This window comes from Armatimonadota bacterium, assembly GCA_013359125.1.
Lineage (GTDB): Bacteria > Armatimonadota > Fimbriimonadia > Fimbriimonadales > GBS-DC > JABWCR01.
In genome coordinates, this window is sequence record JABWCR010000007.1 from 68023 (window position 1) to 87594 (window position 19572).

At 56.9% G+C, this 19572-nt stretch carries 19 protein-coding genes; 15 read left to right on the plus strand and 4 right to left on the minus strand.

All coding sequences use genetic code 11. The features are described from left to right. Positions 1–12: 12 nt before the first annotated feature. A complete protein-coding gene (locus HUU60_05210; protein ID NUL82110.1) occupies positions 13–987 on the minus strand; it encodes a GDP-mannose 4,6-dehydratase in 975 nt (324 codons plus the stop codon). Positions 988–1057: 70 nt separating this feature from the next. Here HUU60_05210 and selD point away from each other — a divergent pair, with 70 nt between their 5' ends. The 6 genes from selD to HUU60_05240 are packed head-to-tail and all read left to right on the plus strand — an operon-like array spanning position 1058 to position 4381. Beyond that, positions 1058–2083: a selenide, water dikinase SelD gene (selD, locus tag HUU60_05215; GenBank protein ID NUL82111.1), complete on the plus strand. Its 1026-nt coding sequence runs from the start codon at positions 1058–1060 to the stop codon at positions 2081–2083. Between the two features lie 60 nt (positions 2084–2143). After that, positions 2144–2440 carry a hypothetical protein gene (locus tag HUU60_05220; protein NUL82112.1) on the plus strand — a complete coding sequence of 99 codons (297 nt, stop codon included), beginning with the start codon at positions 2144–2146 and terminating at the stop codon, positions 2438–2440. A gap of 12 nt (positions 2441–2452) precedes the next feature. Next, positions 2453–2755, plus strand: coding sequence for a hypothetical protein (locus HUU60_05225; GenBank protein NUL82113.1), 303 nt, complete (start codon positions 2453–2455; stop codon positions 2753–2755). 6 nt (positions 2756–2761) lie between these two features. Next, a complete protein-coding gene (locus HUU60_05230; GenBank protein NUL82114.1) occupies positions 2762–3442 on the plus strand; it encodes an SDR family NAD(P)-dependent oxidoreductase in 681 nt (226 codons plus the stop codon). A 10-nt stretch (positions 3443–3452) separates the two neighbouring features. Further along, positions 3453–3764, plus strand: coding sequence for a hypothetical protein (locus tag HUU60_05235; GenBank protein NUL82115.1), 312 nt, complete (start codon positions 3453–3455; stop codon positions 3762–3764). Continuing rightward, positions 3761–4381 (plus strand): nucleotidyl transferase AbiEii/AbiGii toxin family protein, encoded by a 621-nt coding sequence (locus HUU60_05240; protein ID NUL82116.1) that lies wholly within the window; start codon positions 3761–3763, stop codon positions 4379–4381. Before HUU60_05235 ends, HUU60_05240 begins: the two co-directional genes overlap by 4 nt. Positions 4382–4384: 3 nt before the next feature. On the opposite strand, the gene HUU60_05245 is transcribed toward HUU60_05240, so the two are convergent. Further along, complete coding sequence (locus tag HUU60_05245) at positions 4385–5668, minus strand: replication-associated recombination protein A (GenBank protein ID NUL82117.1); 1284 nt, start codon at positions 5666–5668, stop codon at positions 4385–4387. 64 nt (positions 5669–5732) lie between these two features. Between HUU60_05245 and HUU60_05250 the strand changes: the two genes are divergently transcribed. From HUU60_05250 to HUU60_05290, 9 genes are all read left to right on the plus strand, one after another. Further along, on the plus strand, positions 5733–8285 hold the full coding sequence (locus HUU60_05250; GenBank protein ID NUL82118.1) for an Ig-like domain repeat protein: 2553 nt from the start codon (positions 5733–5735) through the stop codon (positions 8283–8285). A gap of 184 nt (positions 8286–8469) precedes the next feature. Then, positions 8470–9081 (plus strand): hypothetical protein, encoded by a 612-nt coding sequence (locus HUU60_05255; GenBank protein ID NUL82119.1) that lies wholly within the window; start codon positions 8470–8472, stop codon positions 9079–9081. After that, entirely contained in the window at positions 9033–10040 is a 1008-nt protein-coding gene (locus HUU60_05260; protein ID NUL82120.1) for a tail fiber domain-containing protein, read from the plus strand. Before HUU60_05255 ends, HUU60_05260 begins: the two co-directional genes overlap by 49 nt. 27 nt (positions 10041–10067) lie before the next feature. Then, positions 10068–11492, plus strand: coding sequence for an efflux RND transporter periplasmic adaptor subunit (locus HUU60_05265; protein ID NUL82121.1), 1425 nt, complete (start codon positions 10068–10070; stop codon positions 11490–11492). Further along, positions 11489–12190 (plus strand): ABC transporter ATP-binding protein, encoded by a 702-nt coding sequence (locus HUU60_05270; GenBank protein ID NUL82122.1) that lies wholly within the window; start codon positions 11489–11491, stop codon positions 12188–12190. Before HUU60_05265 ends, HUU60_05270 begins: the two co-directional genes overlap by 4 nt. Before the next feature lie 3 nt (positions 12191–12193). Continuing rightward, positions 12194–14590: an FtsX-like permease family protein gene (locus tag HUU60_05275; GenBank protein ID NUL82123.1), complete on the plus strand. Its 2397-nt coding sequence runs from the start codon at positions 12194–12196 to the stop codon at positions 14588–14590. Between the two features lie 86 nt (positions 14591–14676). Then, entirely contained in the window at positions 14677–15075 is a 399-nt protein-coding gene (locus HUU60_05280) for a hypothetical protein (protein NUL82124.1), read from the plus strand. Then, positions 15068–16789 carry a hypothetical protein gene (locus tag HUU60_05285; GenBank protein NUL82125.1) on the plus strand — a complete coding sequence of 574 codons (1722 nt, stop codon included), beginning with the start codon at positions 15068–15070 and terminating at the stop codon, positions 16787–16789. Before HUU60_05280 ends, HUU60_05285 begins: the two co-directional genes overlap by 8 nt. A 32-nt stretch (positions 16790–16821) precedes the next feature. After that, the gene (locus HUU60_05290) at positions 16822–17286 is read left to right on the plus strand and encodes a DUF1579 domain-containing protein (GenBank protein NUL82126.1); all 465 of its coding nucleotides are present in this window, start codon (positions 16822–16824) and stop codon (positions 17284–17286) included. Positions 17287–17381: 95 nt separating this feature from the next. Here HUU60_05290 and HUU60_05295 read toward each other — a convergent pair whose 3' ends face one another. Together HUU60_05295 and cmr6 are read right to left on the minus strand one after the other, a co-directional pair. Beyond that, a complete protein-coding gene (locus HUU60_05295; protein ID NUL82127.1) occupies positions 17382–18566 on the minus strand; it encodes a TIGR02221 family CRISPR-associated protein in 1185 nt (394 codons plus the stop codon). Further along, the gene (gene cmr6, locus HUU60_05300; protein NUL82128.1) at positions 18563–19567 is read right to left on the minus strand and encodes a type III-B CRISPR module RAMP protein Cmr6; all 1005 of its coding nucleotides are present in this window, start codon (positions 19565–19567) and stop codon (positions 18563–18565) included. Before cmr6 ends, HUU60_05295 begins: the two co-directional genes overlap by 4 nt. Positions 19568–19572: the final 5 nt, after the last annotated feature.

Consider the following 19572-nt stretch of genomic DNA (forward strand, 5'->3'; position numbering starts at 1 on the left):
ATCCTGCTCCCTTTAGGTTGCTACTCTCGTTTTCTCTTGCAGCCGGTCGCGCCAATCGTCCATGACCTCGGCCAGAGTCTGCATCAGATCGCGCTCCGGGCTCCAACTGGTAACCGCTCGCATGCGGCTGATGTTTGCGACGACTCTGGGCGTTTCTGCAGGTCGCTGCAGGGCTGGGTCTTTTTCGACCTCGATCTCGATCTGAGCGGCACGCAAGAGGCCGTCCAAAATCTTCTGAACCGAGATAGCGCGGCCCGAGCCGATGTTGTAAACGTCTCCCGGTTGGCCTTCTTCGATAATGAGCCGGTAGGCCTTTGCAATATCGCGAACGTCGGTGAAGTCTCTCTCCACGTCCAGGTTGCCGACACGAATGATCGGGGGTTTAAGACCGAGTTCCGCGGAGGCGATCTGCTTGGCAAAGTCGGTTGCCACAAAGCCCGGCTTTTGGCGCGGACCGATGTGGTTGAAGGGTCGAACGCGAATGATCTCGAGGCCTTTGGCTTCGGCAAACGCGATGCCCATCATTTCTTGCGCGACTTTGCTTGCGGCGTAAGGCGTGGCGGGTCGCAAGGGCGTTTCCTCGCCAACGGGGATCTCGTTCGGCTTCAGTTTGCCGTACACTTCGGCCGAACTGACGATGAGCAATCGGGCTTGCGGCGCGACCACTGTCAGCGCTTCCAAGATGTTCGTTTGGGCGCGAACGTTGTTTTCCATGACGCCCCAAGGGTCGTTCCAACTCGCGGCGCTCCAGGCCATTGCTGCAAGATGAAAGACCAGTTCGGGTTCGCACCGTTCGATCGCTTTTCGCGTTGCGACGGGATCGATCAGGTCGGCTATGATGGCTCGGTCGGGGCTAATGGGCGCTGCGGCGGCATCTTCTGGGCTTTGTACGATGCCAAATACGTCGTATTGTCCGATGGCGCGCAGATGGTCGGCAAGGTGGCTTCCGGCAAATCCGGCCACCCCGGTTATCAAGGCTCGTTTCATTGCTTCTTCAAAGATTATGGCCGCTGAGCGTTCAAAAGTCAAGGAATCGGGCGCAGGTACAATGCCATTCATGAGCAAGATCAGGCTGACTCATCTCGTTCAGTGCGCGGGTTGAGCCTCTAAGCTGGGCTCGTCCCGGCTCGCGCAGGTGCTGCGCGGCTTACCTCCACTGACCGACCCGAACGTGCTCGTGAGCTCTAGCACGCGAGACGATGCGGGCATCTATCGTCTGACCGACGAGATCGCGCTGGTGCAGACGGTGGATTACTTTACGCCGATCGTAGACGACCCTTACGATTACGGCGCGATCGCCGCCGCCAACTCCTTGTCCGACGTTTACGCAATGGGCGGACAGCCATTGACGGCGATGAACGTGCTGGCGTTTCCGCCCGACAAGGTCGACGAGGAGACGCTTTCCGGCATCGTTCGGGGCGGGGCGGAGAAGTGCGCCGAGGCTGGGGCTGCGCTGATCGGCGGGCATACGGTCGAGGCTCCAGAGCCGTTGTTCGGCCTGTCCGTTACGGGCATCGTGCATCCCGATCGCGTTTTGACCAATGCGGGGTTGCGGCCTGGGCAATTGTTGGTGTTGACCAAGCCGTTGGGTACTGCGGTTCTAGCGACGGCGGCCAAGTTTGACGAGTGCGAGGCAGACGATTTGGCAGTTGCGGTTAGGAGCATGAGCCGATTGAACGCCGAGGCGCGAGACTTGATGATTGATTTGGGAGCGACTGCGGCGACCGACGTTACGGGCTTCGGCTTGGCGGGGCATTTGAGCCAGATGGCTTTTGTAAGCGGCGCGGCTGTAGAAGTGTGGGCGGACAAACTGCCATTGTTGCCGGGCTTTGAAAAGTATGTAGAGGCGGGGAATGTTACGAAGGGCGGGCGCATGAACAGAGAGTCGACGGCGGATAGAGTTGTGTTGAAGGAGGGGTTGCCCAAGCATCTGATCGAGGCTGTATTCGACCCTCAAACCTCGGGCGGGCTGCTTTTTTCGGTGGACGAGGGTTTGCTTGACGCGGATGCGTTGCCGGACTGGGCAGTTGTGATCGGGCGCACTCTGTCAGGCGAGCCGAGGATGACGGTGCGGTATACTTAGCAAATATGCGGGGGCAATCATTGCGCCTTCGCGATTTGCTCAAAAGGAGGTTGGACGAGCATGGCTCAAGAAGTTACGATTAAGAATCTGATTCTCGCAGCTGCGGAGGGCGCTTCGGAAGGCGTCGAAGTGCTTCAGCAGAACGACATTCCGGTCGAGCTGGAAGAGTTTGAGATCGAAGTTACCTACGCGGCAGAGACCGAAGTAGCGACAAAGAGCAACGCATCGTTGAGCAGCGGGCTGGACCTGAAGTTTTTCACGATCAAAGCGAAGATCGGCCACACTCGCTCGACCCGGCAAAAGGCGACTTACGGTCTTAAGGTTCGCTTCTTGTTTAGCGGCAAAGAACAGGGCTAGTCAGGACGATCCATGCCACGGCTACCGGTCTCGTCTCTTATCGCCTCCATCGCTTCATCGGTGGACGAAGCGGCCGCGCACATGAAGAAGCGCGGTCTAAACGTTCAGCTTGAAGAGGTCGAGTGTTCGCTCACAATCGAGGCCGAGTTGGACGCAACGACGGTCGGCTCCGATCAAGGTTTGTTCGTCAATGTGCCAGATCGAAGCCGACTGCCGATCAAGACGAAGAAGGGCGTTGAGGTTCAGCCTGCGGAGCCGCAGCGAGGCACTCTGACGCTTCGTGCCATCATACAGCCGGGCCTGCGGGACGACTAACGGCTTATGCCGCATCCCAAGGTCGTCCTTATCAGCGGCGCGGGCGGCGCATTAGGGTCTGCCGTGGCGGCGCGGTATCGACAGCATGGCTCTCGCTTGGCGCTGGCGGTCTTTAGCGAATCGGAGTATCAAGAGGGCGCGTTCTGCCGCGCATTTGACGCTGCCAACGTACAGGAAGCCGATTCGTTCGTAAAGGACGCGGTCGGCGAGTTGGGTTCGATCGATGCCTTAATCAACTGTGTCGGAGGTTTTGAGGGCGGCCAGCCGATCGCCGAGACAGAAGAAGCGGTTTGGGACAAGATGATGGCGATGAACGCCAAGAGCGTGTTTGCGCTGTGTCGGGCTGTTGCGCCTGTGATGGCCAAGCAGGGCCATGGCAAAATCGTCAACTTTGGCGCTCGTCCGGCGTTGCAGAGTCCTGCGGGCATGGCGGCTTACGCGGCATCGAAGGCGGCGGTCTTGCGTATTACGGAATCGCTTTCGGCAGAACTGAAGTCCAAAGGCGTCAATGTCAACGCGATTCTGCCGTCTACGCTTGATACGCCGGGCAATCGCGCCGCGATGCCGAACGCCGATGCGTCCAAGTGGGTTGCACTGGACGCTATGGTCGATGTGGTCGAGTTCCTATGCTCCGATGCCTCTCGCGCCATTCATGGGGCCGCGATCCCGGTCTACGGTTTGGGGTAACTTTTGGAACGTGAAGCTTCCTAAGTTTCTTAAGCCGCTGTTTTGGGAGTATGAGTTTTCAAAGCTTGGCTGGCCAAAGGATCGCGAGACGGTCATTCTCAAGATTCTTGAGCACGGCGATCGTAATGCGATTCTATGGCTGCGCCAGACCGAGGGCGACGAGGGGCTGAGGGAGTGGATAACCGTGCGGGAGGGTCGGGGCTTGAGCCCTCGGACGCTTCGGTTTTGGGAGGTATTGCTGGATCTGCCTCATCGTAAAGTAACTGCTTGGGTAAAGCGAGAGCAGGCTGGACCTTGGGAACAGAGGTTGAACCCTCGATGAAACCGCCGCTGTCGCGGTCTGCAGCGACGGCTTTGCGAACGGTCGGTCCCTTCTTTACTGAGCGTGATTTTTACTTGGCAGGGGGTACCGGTTTAGCGGTCCAACTCCATCATAGGCGGTCGGTGGACTTAGATTGGTTCAGCAGCGTGCCGTTGGAGCATCCGGAGTCGTTAGGCAAGGCGCTTGGCGAGGCGGCGCCTGACTTTGTTCTGTCGAGCATTGCTCAAGGAACGCTGCACGGGCGCTTAGCAGGTACGCGCATCAGCGCGTTTGAGTATCTGTACCCATTGCTTTCGCCCTGCGAATCAAATGCAGAGTACAAGGTTTTCGTGGCCTCGCTGCTCGATATTGCCGCTATGAAGCTCTTGGCGATTGCCCAACGAGGAGCCAAGAAGGATTTTATCGATATCTATGCCTTAGGAACAAAAATGCCCCTTGCGGGCATGGTCGATGGCTACATGCGGAAGTTCGGTATTGCAGATCCCGTGCATTTGGCACGAGCTCTGACTTATTTTGACGATGCGAACAAGGAGACGACGCCTTTGATTCTGTGGGATTTTGACTGGCGAGACGTCAAACGAGAGATCAGCGTTTGGGTCAAGCGGACGTTTTCATAACGGTCAGCCTTGATTCTCTCTTTTCTCCATGCGCTCTTTGATTCTGGCTTCGTGGCCTTGGTCGGTCGGTCGATAGTAGGGCGTTTGCCAATCTCCGTCGGGCAGATATTGCTGTTTGACGTAGTGGCCCGGATAGTCGTGCGGGTAGAGATAAGGCGTCTTGGAGGGCTTGTTGCGCAAGTGTTCGGGCACGGGCGGAAGCGCCTCTTTCGCAGCGTCTTCCATCGCTTTGGCGATGGCCAGATAGGCCGCATTGCTCTTGGGCGCGCAGGCCAAATAGGCGACGGCTTGCCCTAAGATGAGCCCCGCTTCGGGCATACCGACCCTTTCGACTGCGGCAGCCGCGGCGGAGGCCAGCACCAAACTCTGCGGATCAGCGTTTCCAATGTCTTCGCTTGCAGAAATCATCATTCGTCTGGCGATGAAACGAGGGTCTTCGCCTGCCTGCATCATCCGAGCCAGATAGTGGAGTGCCGCATCGGGATCGGAGCCCCGAATGGATTTGATAAAAGCCGAGATCGTGTCGTAATGATAGTCGCCTTGCTTGTCGTATCGCACCAGGGGTCGTTGCAAGACTTCTTCTAAATCCTCAGCGCTGATTTCGCCACCGTCCTCGACCAAAAAAGAGGCGGCTTCGATAGCGTTCAGGGCGAGCCGAGCATCGCCCGCGGCCCACTTGGCCAGGCGATGCAGAGCGTCTTTGGCTATCGTCAGTTTGCGCTCGCCCAGGCCTCTTTCTGTGTCTAACAGCGCGCGTCGAACAACCTCTGCCAGTTCGTCTTCGCTGAGGGGCTGAAGCGTGATGACCCTTGCTCTGGAGAGGAGCGCAGGCGCGAGGGCGAAGAAGGGATTCTCCGTTGTAACGCCGACCAGCGTAAAGCAGCCCTGCTCGACATAGCCCAAAAGTCCGTCCTGCTGGTTTCGTTTAAAGTGGTGGATTTCGTCGAGTATGAGCAGAGTTTCTTCTCCAAGTCTCTTGCGCGCGGCGGCGGTCTCGGCGATGCGTCTGATTTCCGGCGCTCCGGTCGTTACCGCGCTCTTTGCTTCGGTGCGGCAACCGGCTGACTGAGCGATGAGATAGGCAAGCGTGGTTTTGCCGCAACCTGGCGGGGCGAAGAGAATAATGGAGCCTGCTTTGCCCGATTCGATCATCTTGCGCAGGGGGCGTCCGGGCGCGAGGAGTTTTGTTTGGCCGACGTACTCGTCGAGCGTTCGGGGCCTCATGCGCGCAGCCAAGGGCAGAGAGGCCGTGTCGACCGAATCTGCAAAGAGGTTTTCTTGATGCATGGTCAGAGTCTATCCCAATACTTCGCCCATCGGTGATATAATTTGGAGCGCCAGAGGAGGTCTTATGCTTATCAAGTTTGCCGTAGCCGCGATGCTTACGACAACCGCGTTAGTTGCCGTCGCTCAGCCGTTCGAAGGAGAAGTCAAACAACATACGGGCGCGAACCGACCCTACTATTGGTCGCCCAGAACAGCTCCCGTGCAGCCGCCGCACAACTTTGGCGCAAACTATCACTTTCATGGCGCATCGACCCGAAAGCCGTTTGACGCCAATGGATTGACCAGCGACGGGCCGGTAACGGTCGACGAACCGGCAGCCGGTATACAGGCCGCGTCCCTCTTTCGCAGTTGGGACGCCAACCAGTTTGTCGATTATTTTCCGGCGGATTGCAATCTGGCCGTTGGGCCCAACCATGTTATCGGCACCACCAATCGCACGATGATCATCTATGACAAGAACGGCAATCAGCTCTCGTCCCAGCAGATGAGCGCGGTCTTTAACGAGGCGCCAGGCCGATACTTTGATCCCAAGTCGTTTTATGATCCTTGGCAAGGTCGTTATGTGGTGATATCGCTGGCCACCCCGACGCAGACGGATCGATCCCAATCTTGGTTCGCCATTTTGATATCGGCGACCAACGACCCGATGGGCGTATGGTACAAATGGTATGCCAACGCGCGACTGGACGGCAATACCGATGTCAACCAGTGGGCGGACTACCCCTCTTACGGTTTTGATCCGGACGGGCTTTACTTGTCTGCAGTGATGAAGCATCCGGTTACCCGCGCTCTTATTACTGCAAAGGTTCGCATCTTCAAGAAAGCCGACCTTTATAACGGTATTTGGAGCGGCTGGATGGACATGATCAACTTTGTAACGGACGGCCAGACGGACGAGGTCGTCCAACCCGCTCAGATGCAGTCCTACAACGGAATCATGTATCTGGTCAATCGAATGGGAACCCGCAACAATCCGACAGACAATCGACTGGTGGTGCGCCGCGTTACAAACGTCCTCAACTGGCCTACCTTTCCGACAATCGTTAGAGAGATCGTAACGGTTGCTTCCTACTCCTTGCCGCCCAATGCGCGACAATCGAGCGGCGCTCCTAGCCTGTTCACGGTCGATGGCCACTTGATGGACAAGGCGTCTTACTTTAACGGCCGACTTTACACAGGGCACACTGTCGCGCTCGATTGGGGAGACGGTCAAGGCGCAAGATGCGTTCTTCGGCTCTACCAGTTGCGATTCGTCGCCGGCACGACAACAGTCGAGCGGCAGATCAACTTGGGTTTGGCAGGCTACGACTATATCTTCCCATCGATCCAGGTTACCCAAGACGAGGACGCGATCATTGGGTTTGGACGCGTCAGCGATGTCAATGGCGAGTTTATCGGTCTGCGGCACGTTGGCTGGAAGAAAGACGATCCCATCCAAGGCAGCGCGCAGGCCAGGGCGGGCGCGGGCGTGGAGAACGTCGGCTTCTGGGGCGACTACTTCGGCAGCCAGCTGGATCCTTGGGATCGTCGGACGGTCTGGATTATTGGGTCGTTTGGCAGGGCGGCCAACAACTGGCAAACTCACATTGCCGAGTTAAATTTTAAGCCCAATACAAGCCTTAGTGTTCCGAACGTCTCCGGCGCGATCGGGGAGACGGTTCAACTTCGCGCCACTTTGCGGCGCACGGATATCGACGCTCCCTTGGAAGGAAAGACCGTGGCATTTATGGTCGATAACTCGCTTGTCGGCTTCGCGGTTACGAACGCCTCGGGCGTGGCCGCGCGCAACTTCACGATTTCGCCAGAGTTTGGGGTTGACAACCATCCCATCTTGGCTATCTTCGCGCCCGATACGCAGTACAACGGATCGCAAGGCGGGGCAACCCTAAACGCGAGGAAGGCGAGCGTTACCGTCTTTAGCAACAACGTCGAGGGGCGGCGCGGCGAGGAAGTTACGCTGGCGGCCAGCCTTGTTCGACAGACCAACGGCCAAGCGCTCTCGGGCGAAACGATCCGTTTCTACGTCAATAATCAGTTGGTCGGTCCGGCCACGACTAACTTTTTAGGCATAGCGACGTTGCCGTATGTGATTCCTCAGGCTATGGCTCTTGGAAATCATGAGATTCGAGCAGAGTTTGCGGGGGACGAGAACCATCTGCCCGGCTTCGACACATCGACGCTCAACGTCTATCGCATAAAGATCATCGGTACGATCACGATGGGCGGCATCCCCGATCCGGACGGCTTGCCGATTCGATTTGTCGTCAGCGACTCCGCCGCCCGAGAGCCTCACGACGTTTTGTTAGGCGAAAATGGCCGGTATGAGTTTGAGACCGATCAACCGGGCGGCGATGCGACGATCAGCGCGGCGCTTGTTGGCGGCACATGGCTTCGGATTCGCCGCGCCGTGATTTTGAGAGGCGAAGTTCAGGTCGATTTTGAACTCCCCAATGGCGATGCCGACCGGAACGGCACGATCGACGATGCCGACCTGGCCATTGTGCTGACGCACTTCGGAGTCCGCGGCCCAGGAGACTTGAACGGCGATGGAAACATCGATGACACGGATCTAGCGCTGGTGTTGGCTAGTTTTGGCCGATCGAGCGATCCAGAATAACAACGAACAGATGAGCCTCCTTGAGCCTTTGCAGTAAAAAGCCTCAAGGAGGTCTTTATTATTTTTTGACCACCGCGCAGCCTTCCTTGCCAGCCAGGTCTAACTATTGTCAAGGGAATTTGTAAAGAACTCAGCAGTCGCGATCCAATAATGAAGCAAGTAATTCATTTAAGGAAGACGATATATGCGACCGTCGGCTTGTATTGTCTTGTCGTTAGGATGGGGCGCGCTGTGCTGTGTGGGTGTGTCCCAGCAATTGACCTTTAGCCAGCCCTCGGGCGGCTCTGCCTCGACCGGAGATCCGGCTTGGATCGCATTCCATACCGGGTTCGGCCGTGCCGGGCTCTTCGAAACCACTAACAGCGCGAACACGTCTCCGACGCTGCAATCGTTCAACCGCGGACGCGGCGTAGCGGGATGGTTTCAAACAACGAACAGCAGCAATACATTGCCGGCATTGCTCGCGTCTTCCGGCAGCGAAGGCGACGCCTTGTGGGGGTACAACAACGGCACAGGGCGCGCCGGATTCTTCCAGATCGACAACGCTTTTAGCGATGCCGTTGGCATCTGGAGCGAATCGAGCGGCACAGGCGCCGCGATTTATGGTTTGGCAAAGGGCAATGGCATGGCTGGTTTGTTCCACGTGCAATCCGGCGCCAGCGTCAACACCGCGCTTTATGCGTTGCAACAGGGGCTTGGGCGGACTGCCTATTTCAGGCTCAGAACGCGACGAACAGCCTCCCCGTTTTGGAGGCGACGACCAGCGGCACGGGCAATGCCGGGGTATTCAGCATAACCAACACAAGCAGCGGCGGCACCGCTCTTCGGGTTTTTACGCTGGGGACCGGTCGCGCGATTCATGCTGCTACCACCAATTCTAACGCTCACGCAGCGTATCTAGACGGCAAGGTTCAAATTGTAAACGGCCAGTTTACCCCTGCCGTCGGATCCAGCGCGGGCATCGTGTGGCCGGACAATCTAGGCAATTTGGGCGACTATGCGCACATGCGGTACTTCGTGCGATCGGGCACAGCCACGACGCTCCAGATTGCGACCGGCAGCGACTTTAGCGACGACATCCGTTTTAGCGTTAATGGAGCGGATACTCTGGTGGTCAAGCAAGGGCGCGTGGGAATCAACAACAGTTCTCCAAACTTGGGGATAGACATCGTTCAATCTGGTTATGGTTTCTCGCACTCTCACAGCTCGGCGGATGTATCGACTTATGTGCATCACAACGGTAGTTACAGAGGAATCGGTTCTTACGCTCTTGTGCCTTTCCGCTTGCTCGTCGGCAACATTGCGCGCGTCGATTTGTCGACCGACGGTACTGTTGGATTGGGCGGGGTTACCAACGCGACATACCAATTGGAACTTCCAAACATGTTCAACATCTATGGTATGGGCCGCGCTAACTCTTGGGTCACCTATTCGTCTTCCCGCTGGAAGGAAGATATCCGGTCGATCGAAACGCCGCTCGACTTGATTTCGCGTCTTGAAGGCGTCCGCTATCGCTGGAAGGAAGAGAACGGCGGAACTGAGGATTTCGGATTCATCGCCGAGGAAGTCGCAAAAGTTCTGCCCGAAATCGTCCGAATGGAAGAGGACGGCGAGTACGCGATGGGCATGGATTATTCGCGAATCGTCCCGCTCTTGGTCGAGAGCGTCAAGTTGCTGAAGCAGGATAACTCGGAACTTCGCGAGATGCTCCTAAAGGCCTTAGCCGAGATCGAGAGGATCAAGACGGGCAAGTAAGGCGGCGCTTAACGGGTACCATTGGCCATGCGCCGATGGTTTTGGATGGTATTGGCGATTGTAGCAGTCGTTGCAATCGCCTACCAACTGGCCAAGCAGCGCGAGCCGGTCGAAGTTACCGTCGCTCAAGTTGAAAGACGCGATATCGTCTCTGATTTTGCCGCCTCCGGGGTTTTCAAGGGCAATAGTACCTCGGTCTATTCTCAAGTAGCGGGGATTGCAGCCGCCGTTCATGCGCGCGAAGGCCAGACTGTGCAGGCAGGCGCAAAACTCGTTACCATCGATGCCAAAGACATCGAGGCAGAGCGCGCAAGGGTCGTACAAGCCGCGGCAGCCATCGAGAGGCGACTCGCTCTCGCTGTCCATGCGTTAGAGGCGGCCGAATCGGAGCATACTGCGCGATTGGCCGCGTCCAGACGCGCCCTGGCTGTTGCCATTGCCGAGCGAACTCGAGTGATGGCTGGTCCGCAGTCCCAACTAATCCAGCAAGCCAGAGATCGATTGGAGCAGGCAACGGCTGCGCGAGACCTCTCCAAGATCGAGTTGGCCAGGGCGGAAACTCTTTACAACCAACAGGCAGCCCCGCGTTCTCTGGTCGATGCGGCCCTCAGCCGTCTGAGAGCCGATGAAGCGGAGGTCAGAGCCTCTTTAAGCGCGATCGAATTGCTCGAATCTCAGCCGACGAAGGAAGAAGTCGAGACCGCGAACGCTCGGGTGCGGGCCGCGGAAGCCGAAGTCGAAATCGCCCAAGCGCTCGGTCGGGGCTTGGCGGTCCGGCGGGCTGAAGTTTCGGTCGCTCGTGCCGAACTGGGGGCCGCCAATGCAGCCGTCCGTCAGGTCGAGGCCCGATTCCAAGACTATTCGATAGCCGCGCCGGTCGCCGGCGTCGTTGCGAAGCTTGATCTAAGGCGGGGAGAGGCCGTCTCGCCGGCACATCCAGTGGCGGTCCTATCCACCGAGGATGAAAAATATCTGGAAATTGAAGTGTCCGATCAGGATATCGCGAAGATTGCCGTTGGAGACGCGGTCAACGTAACTTCGGGCGCCCAGCCTGGCCGTCGATATCAAGGACGCATCTATCACTTGGCAACAGAGGCCGAACTGAAACCGGACGCGGCGGTCCGAGTGAGGATACTGCGCGCGCGGGTGAGGGTCGACGATCCAGAAGGCTTCTTTAGAATCGGCATGGAAGCCGATGTGGAAGGCGAAGCGGCAACGGTTAAGGCTGCGTTGACCGTACCCAGCGATTCGGTCGTTGTTGGCGAGGAAGGAGCCTGCGTTTGGGTAGTCGTTGCTGAAAAAGTCGAGAGGAGACCCGTTAAACTCGGCTTCGTTACCTTCGCGCACACTGAGGTGTTGGAGGGTCTTCAAGAGGGCGAGAAGATCGTCGTGAGAGGAAAGGAGGGCCTAGAAACGGGTCAGAGGGTGAAGGTCGCAGGCAGCCAGCCATGACGGTTGTCGAGTTGATCGAGGCGACCAAAGTTTACGGAAAAGACGGGGTACAAGTAACCGCCCTGCACGAAGCGACGCTTTCGCTCGATTCTGGAGATTTCGTCGTTATCTTAGGGCCAAGCGGCTGTGGCAAGACGACGCTGCTCAATCTGATCGGCGCGTTGGACGTACCGACCTCTGGCCAGGTACTGATAGAAGGTCGCGATCTGAGCGAACTGTCGGAAGGCGATCTGACGCGCATCCGGCGCACCAAGATAGGATTCGTCTTTCAATCTTTCAATCTTGTTCCCACGCTCACTGCTAAAGAAAATGTCTTATTAGCGGCCGAAATGACGAAGAGCCCGAAGAGCGCGCTAGAAGTATTGGCTTCGGTTGGTCTTGATCAGCGGGCCGATCACTTTCCTTCGGAACTGAGCGGAGGCGAACAGCAAAGGGTTGCGATAGCACGCGGCATTGTTAAGGATCCGGCGATCGTGCTGTGCGACGAACCAACGGGAGAACTTGACTTCGAGACGGGCCGACAGATTTTGGTGACCCTCCATCAACTGACTCACGATGGGTCGAAGCTCGTGATCGTCGTAACTCACAACTCCGCAATCGCCGAATGCGCGGATCGCGTGATCCGGCTGCGAAGCGGACGAGTCATCTCCGACGAGAGAAACGCCGCACCGGTCGATCCGGCTCAGATGGTTTGGTAAAAGATGCTTCTCCGCAAATTAATTCGCGAGATCTATGCCCAAAAGTGGCAATACGGGGCGGTTGCGCTTATGCTGGCGCTTGGCGTTGCCTTTTACATCTCGGCAACGCTTGCCTATCAGAATCTGCACACCAGCTACGAGCGATCCTATCAGGCGCTTGCCTTCGAGGACATGGGCATGAAGATCAACCATGCTCCAGCAAGAGCGGCGGAACGACTTCTGCGGATCCCTGGCGTATTGCGAACTCAAGGAAGGCTTCAAGAAGATTTCAGCGTTGAGATCCCGGGCCATAGGTCTAAGCGTCTGGTGGGCAGGCTCATATCGACTCCTGCGCCGCATCGACCGTCGGTCAACTTGTATCGGGTGATAGCCGGCGCCGACCTCGCCTATTCGGCCGCTCGCGAGATCCTGCTGGAAAGCAAGTTCGCCGAGCATCACGGATTGCGCCCGGGAGATGAGATAATCGTCCATCGTCTGGGCGATCGCGCGCGTTTCCGAATCGCCGGCATCGTCAAGAGTCCTGAGTACATCTATGTGGTCAAGAGCAAGCAGGACTTGCTTCCAATGCCGGATACCTTCGGCGTCATGTTCGTCTCAGAGTCCGTTTTGGGCAACTTGGTGGGCAAGACGGGCATTATCAACGAAATCCGATGGACGGTAGCGCCGAATGCGAACAGGGAACGGATCAAGCGCGATGCCATGCGAGCGTTGAGCGAATATCGACCAGACGAACCGATCGAGCGCGAAGAGCAGCCGAGCCACCAGTTGCTTCAACAAGACCTCGAGGGCTTCCGAGTTTATGCCGTGCTGTTTCCAGCCTTCTTTCTGACGGTCGCCGCGGTCATCGTTTACACGCTCTTGTCTAGAATGGTCGCCGCGCAGAGGACCTTTATCGCTCTGCTAAGGGCGCTTGGGGCAACAAGGAGGGAAGTTACCGGCCACTATCTATTAACTGCCGTCTTCGTCGGTACAATCGCAAGCGCTGCAGGAGCGCTTCTAGGGCTATGGATGGCCAAGGGACTCACCGACCTCTATCTGAGCTTTATTGCGGTGCCTTACGCCCACTATGTCAAGTCGACCAGCGTCATTCTGCAGGGAGCGGCCATTGGTTTGATCGCTTGCTTGATCGCCTCGTGGGCGCCTGCTCGCGCTGCTTCTCGCATTTTGCCGGCAGAAGGCATGAGACCGGCGCCGCCGCAGTCGATGAAAGCGAGCTGGGCCGATCGAATCATCGGTGGATTGCCGCTCCTTGCGCGCATACCCTTGCGAAACCTCTATCGACAGCCAAAGCGATCGCTCTCTTCGATTTTTGGCATCGTGGCCGGAATCGCATTGATCATGACCGGTCGCGGCCTGATGGATTCGATGGACTCATCCATTGACATGATCGTTACAGGTTCGTTTAAGGAGGACCTGCGCGTTGGCTTTTTAAGACACGGCGCTTCTCGAGATGTGAGCGCCATACAATCTATTCCCGGTGTGATCCGTGCCGAGGGCGCGCTCGAGATTCCAGTCTGGTATGAGCGAAACGGCAAGCGCTATGAATCGATTCTCGTCGGCGTCGATCCCGGCTCCATGATGACCCAACTGAAGGATGAGCAGGATCGACCGATTCGAATTGGCACCGACGACTTGGCGCTGGGCCCCACGCTTAGAAAGAAGATGCAAGTCGAGCGCGGCGACATGCTCCATCTAACGCTTCCCGAATCCGAGGCGACCGAATCGCCTACCTCCGTCATGGCAAAAGTGACCCTGTTCAATTGGGAGCCGATCGGGACAGTGGGATATACCAGCCGCCGCAGAGCCGAATCTATGTTCGGGCAAGAGCTCAATCTGCCGCCCAGCGCTGTAACATCCGTCAGGATGATGGTCGATCCGCGTTATGAGCAGTCGATCCGAAAGCGATTGGAGACCATGCCAGACGTGGGCGCCGTCTTTGCAACGAGCGAGATGCGCCGAATGGTGGACGAACTGACGGCAACGTCGCGGACGTTTGTGCTGATCATGCTCCTCTTTGGGGCGGCGCTCTCTTTTTCCGTTGTGTTTAACGTCTTTACCGTAAACGTGATGGAGCGCAGTCAAGAAATCGCGACCATGCGCGCTATAGGCCTGACTAAGTTTGAAGCGGTCAGAATGATCGCCACCGAGAACCTGCTTTTGGCTGCTGCGGGCATTTTGATAGGACTGCCCGTCGGTCGTGTCTTCGTAGAGCAGTTCATAGCAGCCGCGCAAACCGAGGAACAGACAGAGTTGTTTTCTATACGCCTGAGCATCGCGCCCGAGACATACGTGCTGACAGCGGCCATCATTCTGATCGTGAGCGTGCTATCGCAGGCGCCCGCGATGAAATCAGCCCTCAGCCTCGACCTTTCGAAAGCTGTAAAAGAGAGGTCTGGTTGAAAGATGGGTCTTTCGTCCCATTGGCCGTGCGGCAAAGGTTGACATACTGGGCTATAGCGGCCCAATAACAGGGAGGTGGACTACAGATGAAACTTTCGGAGAACAAGGAGCACGCGCAAGAAGAGCTGCGCACCCTGCTCGAGCACGGCTACATCCTCTTCATGGTGTTTGGCAAGGGCGCAACGGCGGACAATTTCGTTAAAACGGCGCAGTTCTATGCAGGCGCATCGTACAAACTGGTCGTACAGGCGCCCAATCGGGAGCACATATGGAACATGGTCGCATCGTTGCCGGCGACGCCCGATGTGGCAAAGACCTTCGATCCGACAAAGGAGTATCCGTCTCTGTTGACTTCGCTCCACGATCGGATCGCGTTTCTGTTCGATGCAGGTTCGTCTTTGGATCCATCGGTTGCCGCTGACCGCGTGAAGGCATGGCGGGCGTGGAACACGGCGGCAATGGACACGGGAGAGATCGATGCTTAGAACGGCAGGCCTGCTCCTTTTGTTCGCGCTGTGCTTCGATTTGCAAGGGCAGTTGTCGCTGACCGAGGTGGATGAGGACAATCGCCGCCATTCGATCTCCAAGCCGTTGGCGATCGTCGATATCAACAGCACGATCGAGGTTGCGATCGATCGAGACGAGTTGAAGAAGAGAATAGCGGGCGATTCTCCTAACCTGACCAAATTGATCGATTCTGCAAGCAGTTTGAACTCGGCGGCCAAACAGGGCAGGGAAGCATTGGCAAAACTCAGACCGCTTGCCGAACGATACGATCCGCAACGTGCGACGATTCGAGAGGTCAACGCTCTATCAGAGGCATTGGCCGGCCTTGCACAATCCGCAGGCGCCATCGATGCGACGCTCGCGGCGGACCCTCGGCTTGGAGCTGAGTTTGAAGCGCTCATCGCTAACCTGGCGGGACAAGACGACCTGACGATCTATACCGCCGTATTAGAACTGGCCGAACGGCTTGCGCAAGACCTAACTCGCAGTCTGATGGCCGAACTTCCGAATGGAACTTTTGTACGCGCCGGGGCTTTCGTCGTTCGCGGCGGCGTCTCGACCCCCGTCCACCTGCCAGGATTCGATACCATTGCGCCGATCGACCCTGTTCGAATCGAGAGATGGGTCGTGCCCAGCGCAAGCGATTGGTCAAAGCTCAACGACCTCGAAAACGCGATCAAAGAGCGAAAGATCGAAGACCTGGACGGCTACTTGCGCCAAACTTGGCAAAATCTGCGACACAAGGTTGACAAAGCGGCCTCCAATGTCTTATCTTTGTCCGAACTGAAAGAGGCTGCGACGATCATAGCGGAAATCGTCCAACTGGCAGATAGTTCCAGCCATGCATTGAAGGCCGATGTAACAGCGCTGAGCAACCTGATCAAGCAATTCGAAGCCGAAATCATTGCGATTCAATCCGCCGCTAAATCCGGCTCTTGGTCGGACGCGCGCCTTCGCTACATGACGGTGATCGAAATCATTGGGCAGTTCGGCGCATCGCTTCAGGGCTTGTTGGGGCAGTCGGACGAAGCGCTCTCCGTTCTTAAGGAAAAGGCCGCTCAACTGCAAGCCCTCAACCTGCCAACGAAGGTTATCGACAAGGCCAAGAACGAGCTGGTCAGTTTGTTGTCCGAGATCGGCCTGCAGCCCGTGCTCGACCGTATCGACACCGAGCTTCTTCAATTTGCCGATGCGGTCAAGAAGCATTCTATCGATTCGATCCCGACCAGCGCGTCTCTTTCGCTCTTGACTGCCGGAAACCGCAGCCCGGGCGATAGCGTCGTCATCAAGATGACCTATGGTTCCGACGACAAGCCAGAATCGATGCTGCAAAGCTATCAATTGGCCATGTATCAAGTGCTGCCCCATACAAAGTCCGTCATCTTGCCGATCTTTGCCCAGACGCAGACGGGCGCGAACAATCTGACCCGATTTCGTATAGCGCCCTCCTACAGTTGGCTCTACAAACCGGAAGGCAGCCGAGCGTCCGTGCAGGCCAATCGCTTCTTTCGGTTCGGCGTTGGGCTAAACGTCGCGATGTTGCCCGCCGGTTCGGACAACCTGAACACGGTTGGCGTCGGCCTGGTCGTCTCAGGTCTGGACGACATCGTCCAACTGGGCTATGGCTTTAATACCGGCCAGAACAAAGGCTACTTTTTCGTCGGCCTGCGTCTGCCATTGGCGCCGTTCTAGTTTGTGATACAATCCCGGCCTAGGAGGATGATATGGAAGCTGAGATTCGAGAAGAGCACAAGTGGCTTCAGAGGCTGGAAGGCGAGTGGACGATCGAAGGGCCAGGTCCCGATGGCTCCAAGCTGACAGGACGCGAAAAGGTTAAAATGGTTGGCGGCATCTGGGCGATCTGCGAGGGCGAGGGCACCATGCCGGATGGCACGCACGGGATCACCGTGATGACGCTGGGCTATGACCCGACGCGAGGGCGATATGTAGGATCTTGGCTGGGGTCGATGATGGACTGGTTCTGGATTTACGACGGCAAATTGCGCGCCGATGGCAAAGCGTTGGAACTGCAGGCCGACGGTCCGAACTTCGAAAAGCCGGGCGAGCTCTCTCGATACAAGGACGTGATCGAATTCATTACCGACGACCACCGCACGCTGACCGCATACGCTCAGCAGCCGGACGGCACATGGACCGAGATTATGAGGGCGGACTATCGGAGGGGATAGCGCGGCAGAACTGTTAGATGGGAACTGGCTGGCATTCTTAGATTCACTCCCCATCGCGAAGCGATTGGGGAGGTTGGATTCTCGACTGGACAATGTTACTGACTATGGGTGAGGCTCGACAAGTCATTGATCGCCTTTTTGATCTGTGCGATCGCCTCGTCGCTTGATACAGGGTTTCGACCAAAGCCGCAATGGGCCAGGTCGTTTCTCAAGGCTCTGATACTGTCCCATATGTCTGCGATAGGCATCAATTTTGAGAGTTCCGTATCATCCTTGGTCGGTTTATCCGCGTCCTTTTGTTTTTTCTTGTCGACAATTTTGTTGAGCAGGTCCTGCGTGTATTGTCGGTCGCTCTTTCCTGGCAGGCGCGATTGCGCCAGGCTGACCAGCCATTCCCTGGCTAAGCTGATTGCCTGAAGAATGTGACCGTTATCCGCATACCAATGGACCCACTTCAATTGGGCTTGCAGAGAGTCGGATGAGAAATCTGCGTAGCTTTGAGCTATCTTTTTGGTTATCAGGACGAACGGCGAAGCCCACCTTTCTACCTCGTCAGTCGCCTTTTCTACGGCGCCGTCAAGGGCTTGCACGGCCTTTGGAATCTCGTCTTGTCGAACCGTCAGCAGCGCTTGTGACAGGCGGTTAAGGCTGTCGGCTAGGCTAGCGAGAGATCTGGGCATCTGCTGAAATTGAGTCGGATCGTCGACCCGATTCCATAAGTCTTTGTCTCTGGTTTTTATGAGACCGGATAGCGGTCTGGCGTCGCCAGAGCTTTGAAAGTGTCTCGCCGCGTAAGTCCAATCTAGCAGCGTCAGAAACGGCGCGAGATCGAAGACCGGGGCGCGCTCTTTCCCCTGGTCGCTTGTTCTGGCTTCGTAAGCTCCGTACAGCACATGCTGCAGTCTCATCGACTTGGCGCTGCGCAAGTAAGCCGAAGCGAGAAACGCCAGAAGCGGAATCGATCTGAATCCATGAGTGATATCGAAGACGAATTCGTCGCCTTCTTCTACACAACTAGAAATGGCTTGGAAGATCTCCCAGTATTCGCTTTCGTTTTTGCCGTCTGGGATGCAGACGGAGTGAGCGTTTGGCAGGGAACTCTTCAGATTCGTCCAGTTTTTGTGCTGGGCCGCTGCATCGGTCAATAGGACGAAGATCTGTTTCGGTTTCAACCACTTCGAGATTGCCAAGGGAAAGAAGCAAGTTTCTGCATCCTTCTCTCCCCAAGTGTAGGTAACCTGGCCATAACTTCCTGTTCCCAGGCAGGTTAGGAGTTTCATTGCGGTCTGATGGCGATTATTCGACGCTGGTTGCCTGTGATCTCCACTTCGATGTCGGCGGTGAGTTTCTTAGTCTGACGAAACTGTTCTTGCCGTTCATCAGACAGAGCTTGCTGCAGGTCTTGGGCATGGCTTCCGTGGGCCTCAGCCGTTCGACCTTCGTGGGTCGCTTTCATCGTGCCCGAGCCAGGATTGAGAGTTAGGGTAACGCCCTCCCATGTTTCGGTCTGGCTTGAGATCGTGTGCTGAGAGGCGCTAGGGCTGCTCGAATCTTCAAAGTAGCCATATCCGGCGTTGGTTTTGCCGCCGACGCCCAGGTTGATCAGGCTCCATTTCAAGAGCTCGTTGGCAAAGGTTCTCCAACCGTCATCGAGCGCATCGAGAGCGAAAAGGAACCGAGCGCTTTTTTTGACGACGATGAACGGGACCGGGATGGGATCGTCAAAGTCGGTGGGCGGCGTGTTGCCTTTGCTGTCGTAGTACTTCTGATGGTGGACGGTGATCACATCGCGGTGGAGCGGTTTGCCTTCGACAGAGCCGGGATCGTACCAAGCATCGTAGAAGACGGCGGCGCCCGCCTCGTCCTGGCCGCCGTTGTCTTTGGTTCGACCGAACAGGCAGTAGAATTGCTCATCGTTAATTAGGCCTTGGGCTTTTAGCGTCTCGGCGGCTCGTCGGCACATGCCTTTGATCGCCGAACCGGGGATGACCGGCACGCCATAGGTGTGGTGGAGCGTGAGGCCGATCTCCAAGGGGCTTTCGTTGCCGAGGCCGATGGCAAGGGAGGAGGCGAGGGTGAGTTTGAGCGGGTGTGGATGCAAGGCTTGCCATCGTTGGAACGCTCGCTTATAGGCGTCGGATGCGGCAATGTTGACGGCGGCATTGAGGTGCGTTTCCTCCGGGACTTCGCTCTTGTTGCGCTCTTCGGTATCTTTGGTTTTGTGTTCGGATAGATACCGGGTCAGCCAGAGTCCGGCGTGGTGTGAATTCTTTAGTTCCATTAGCG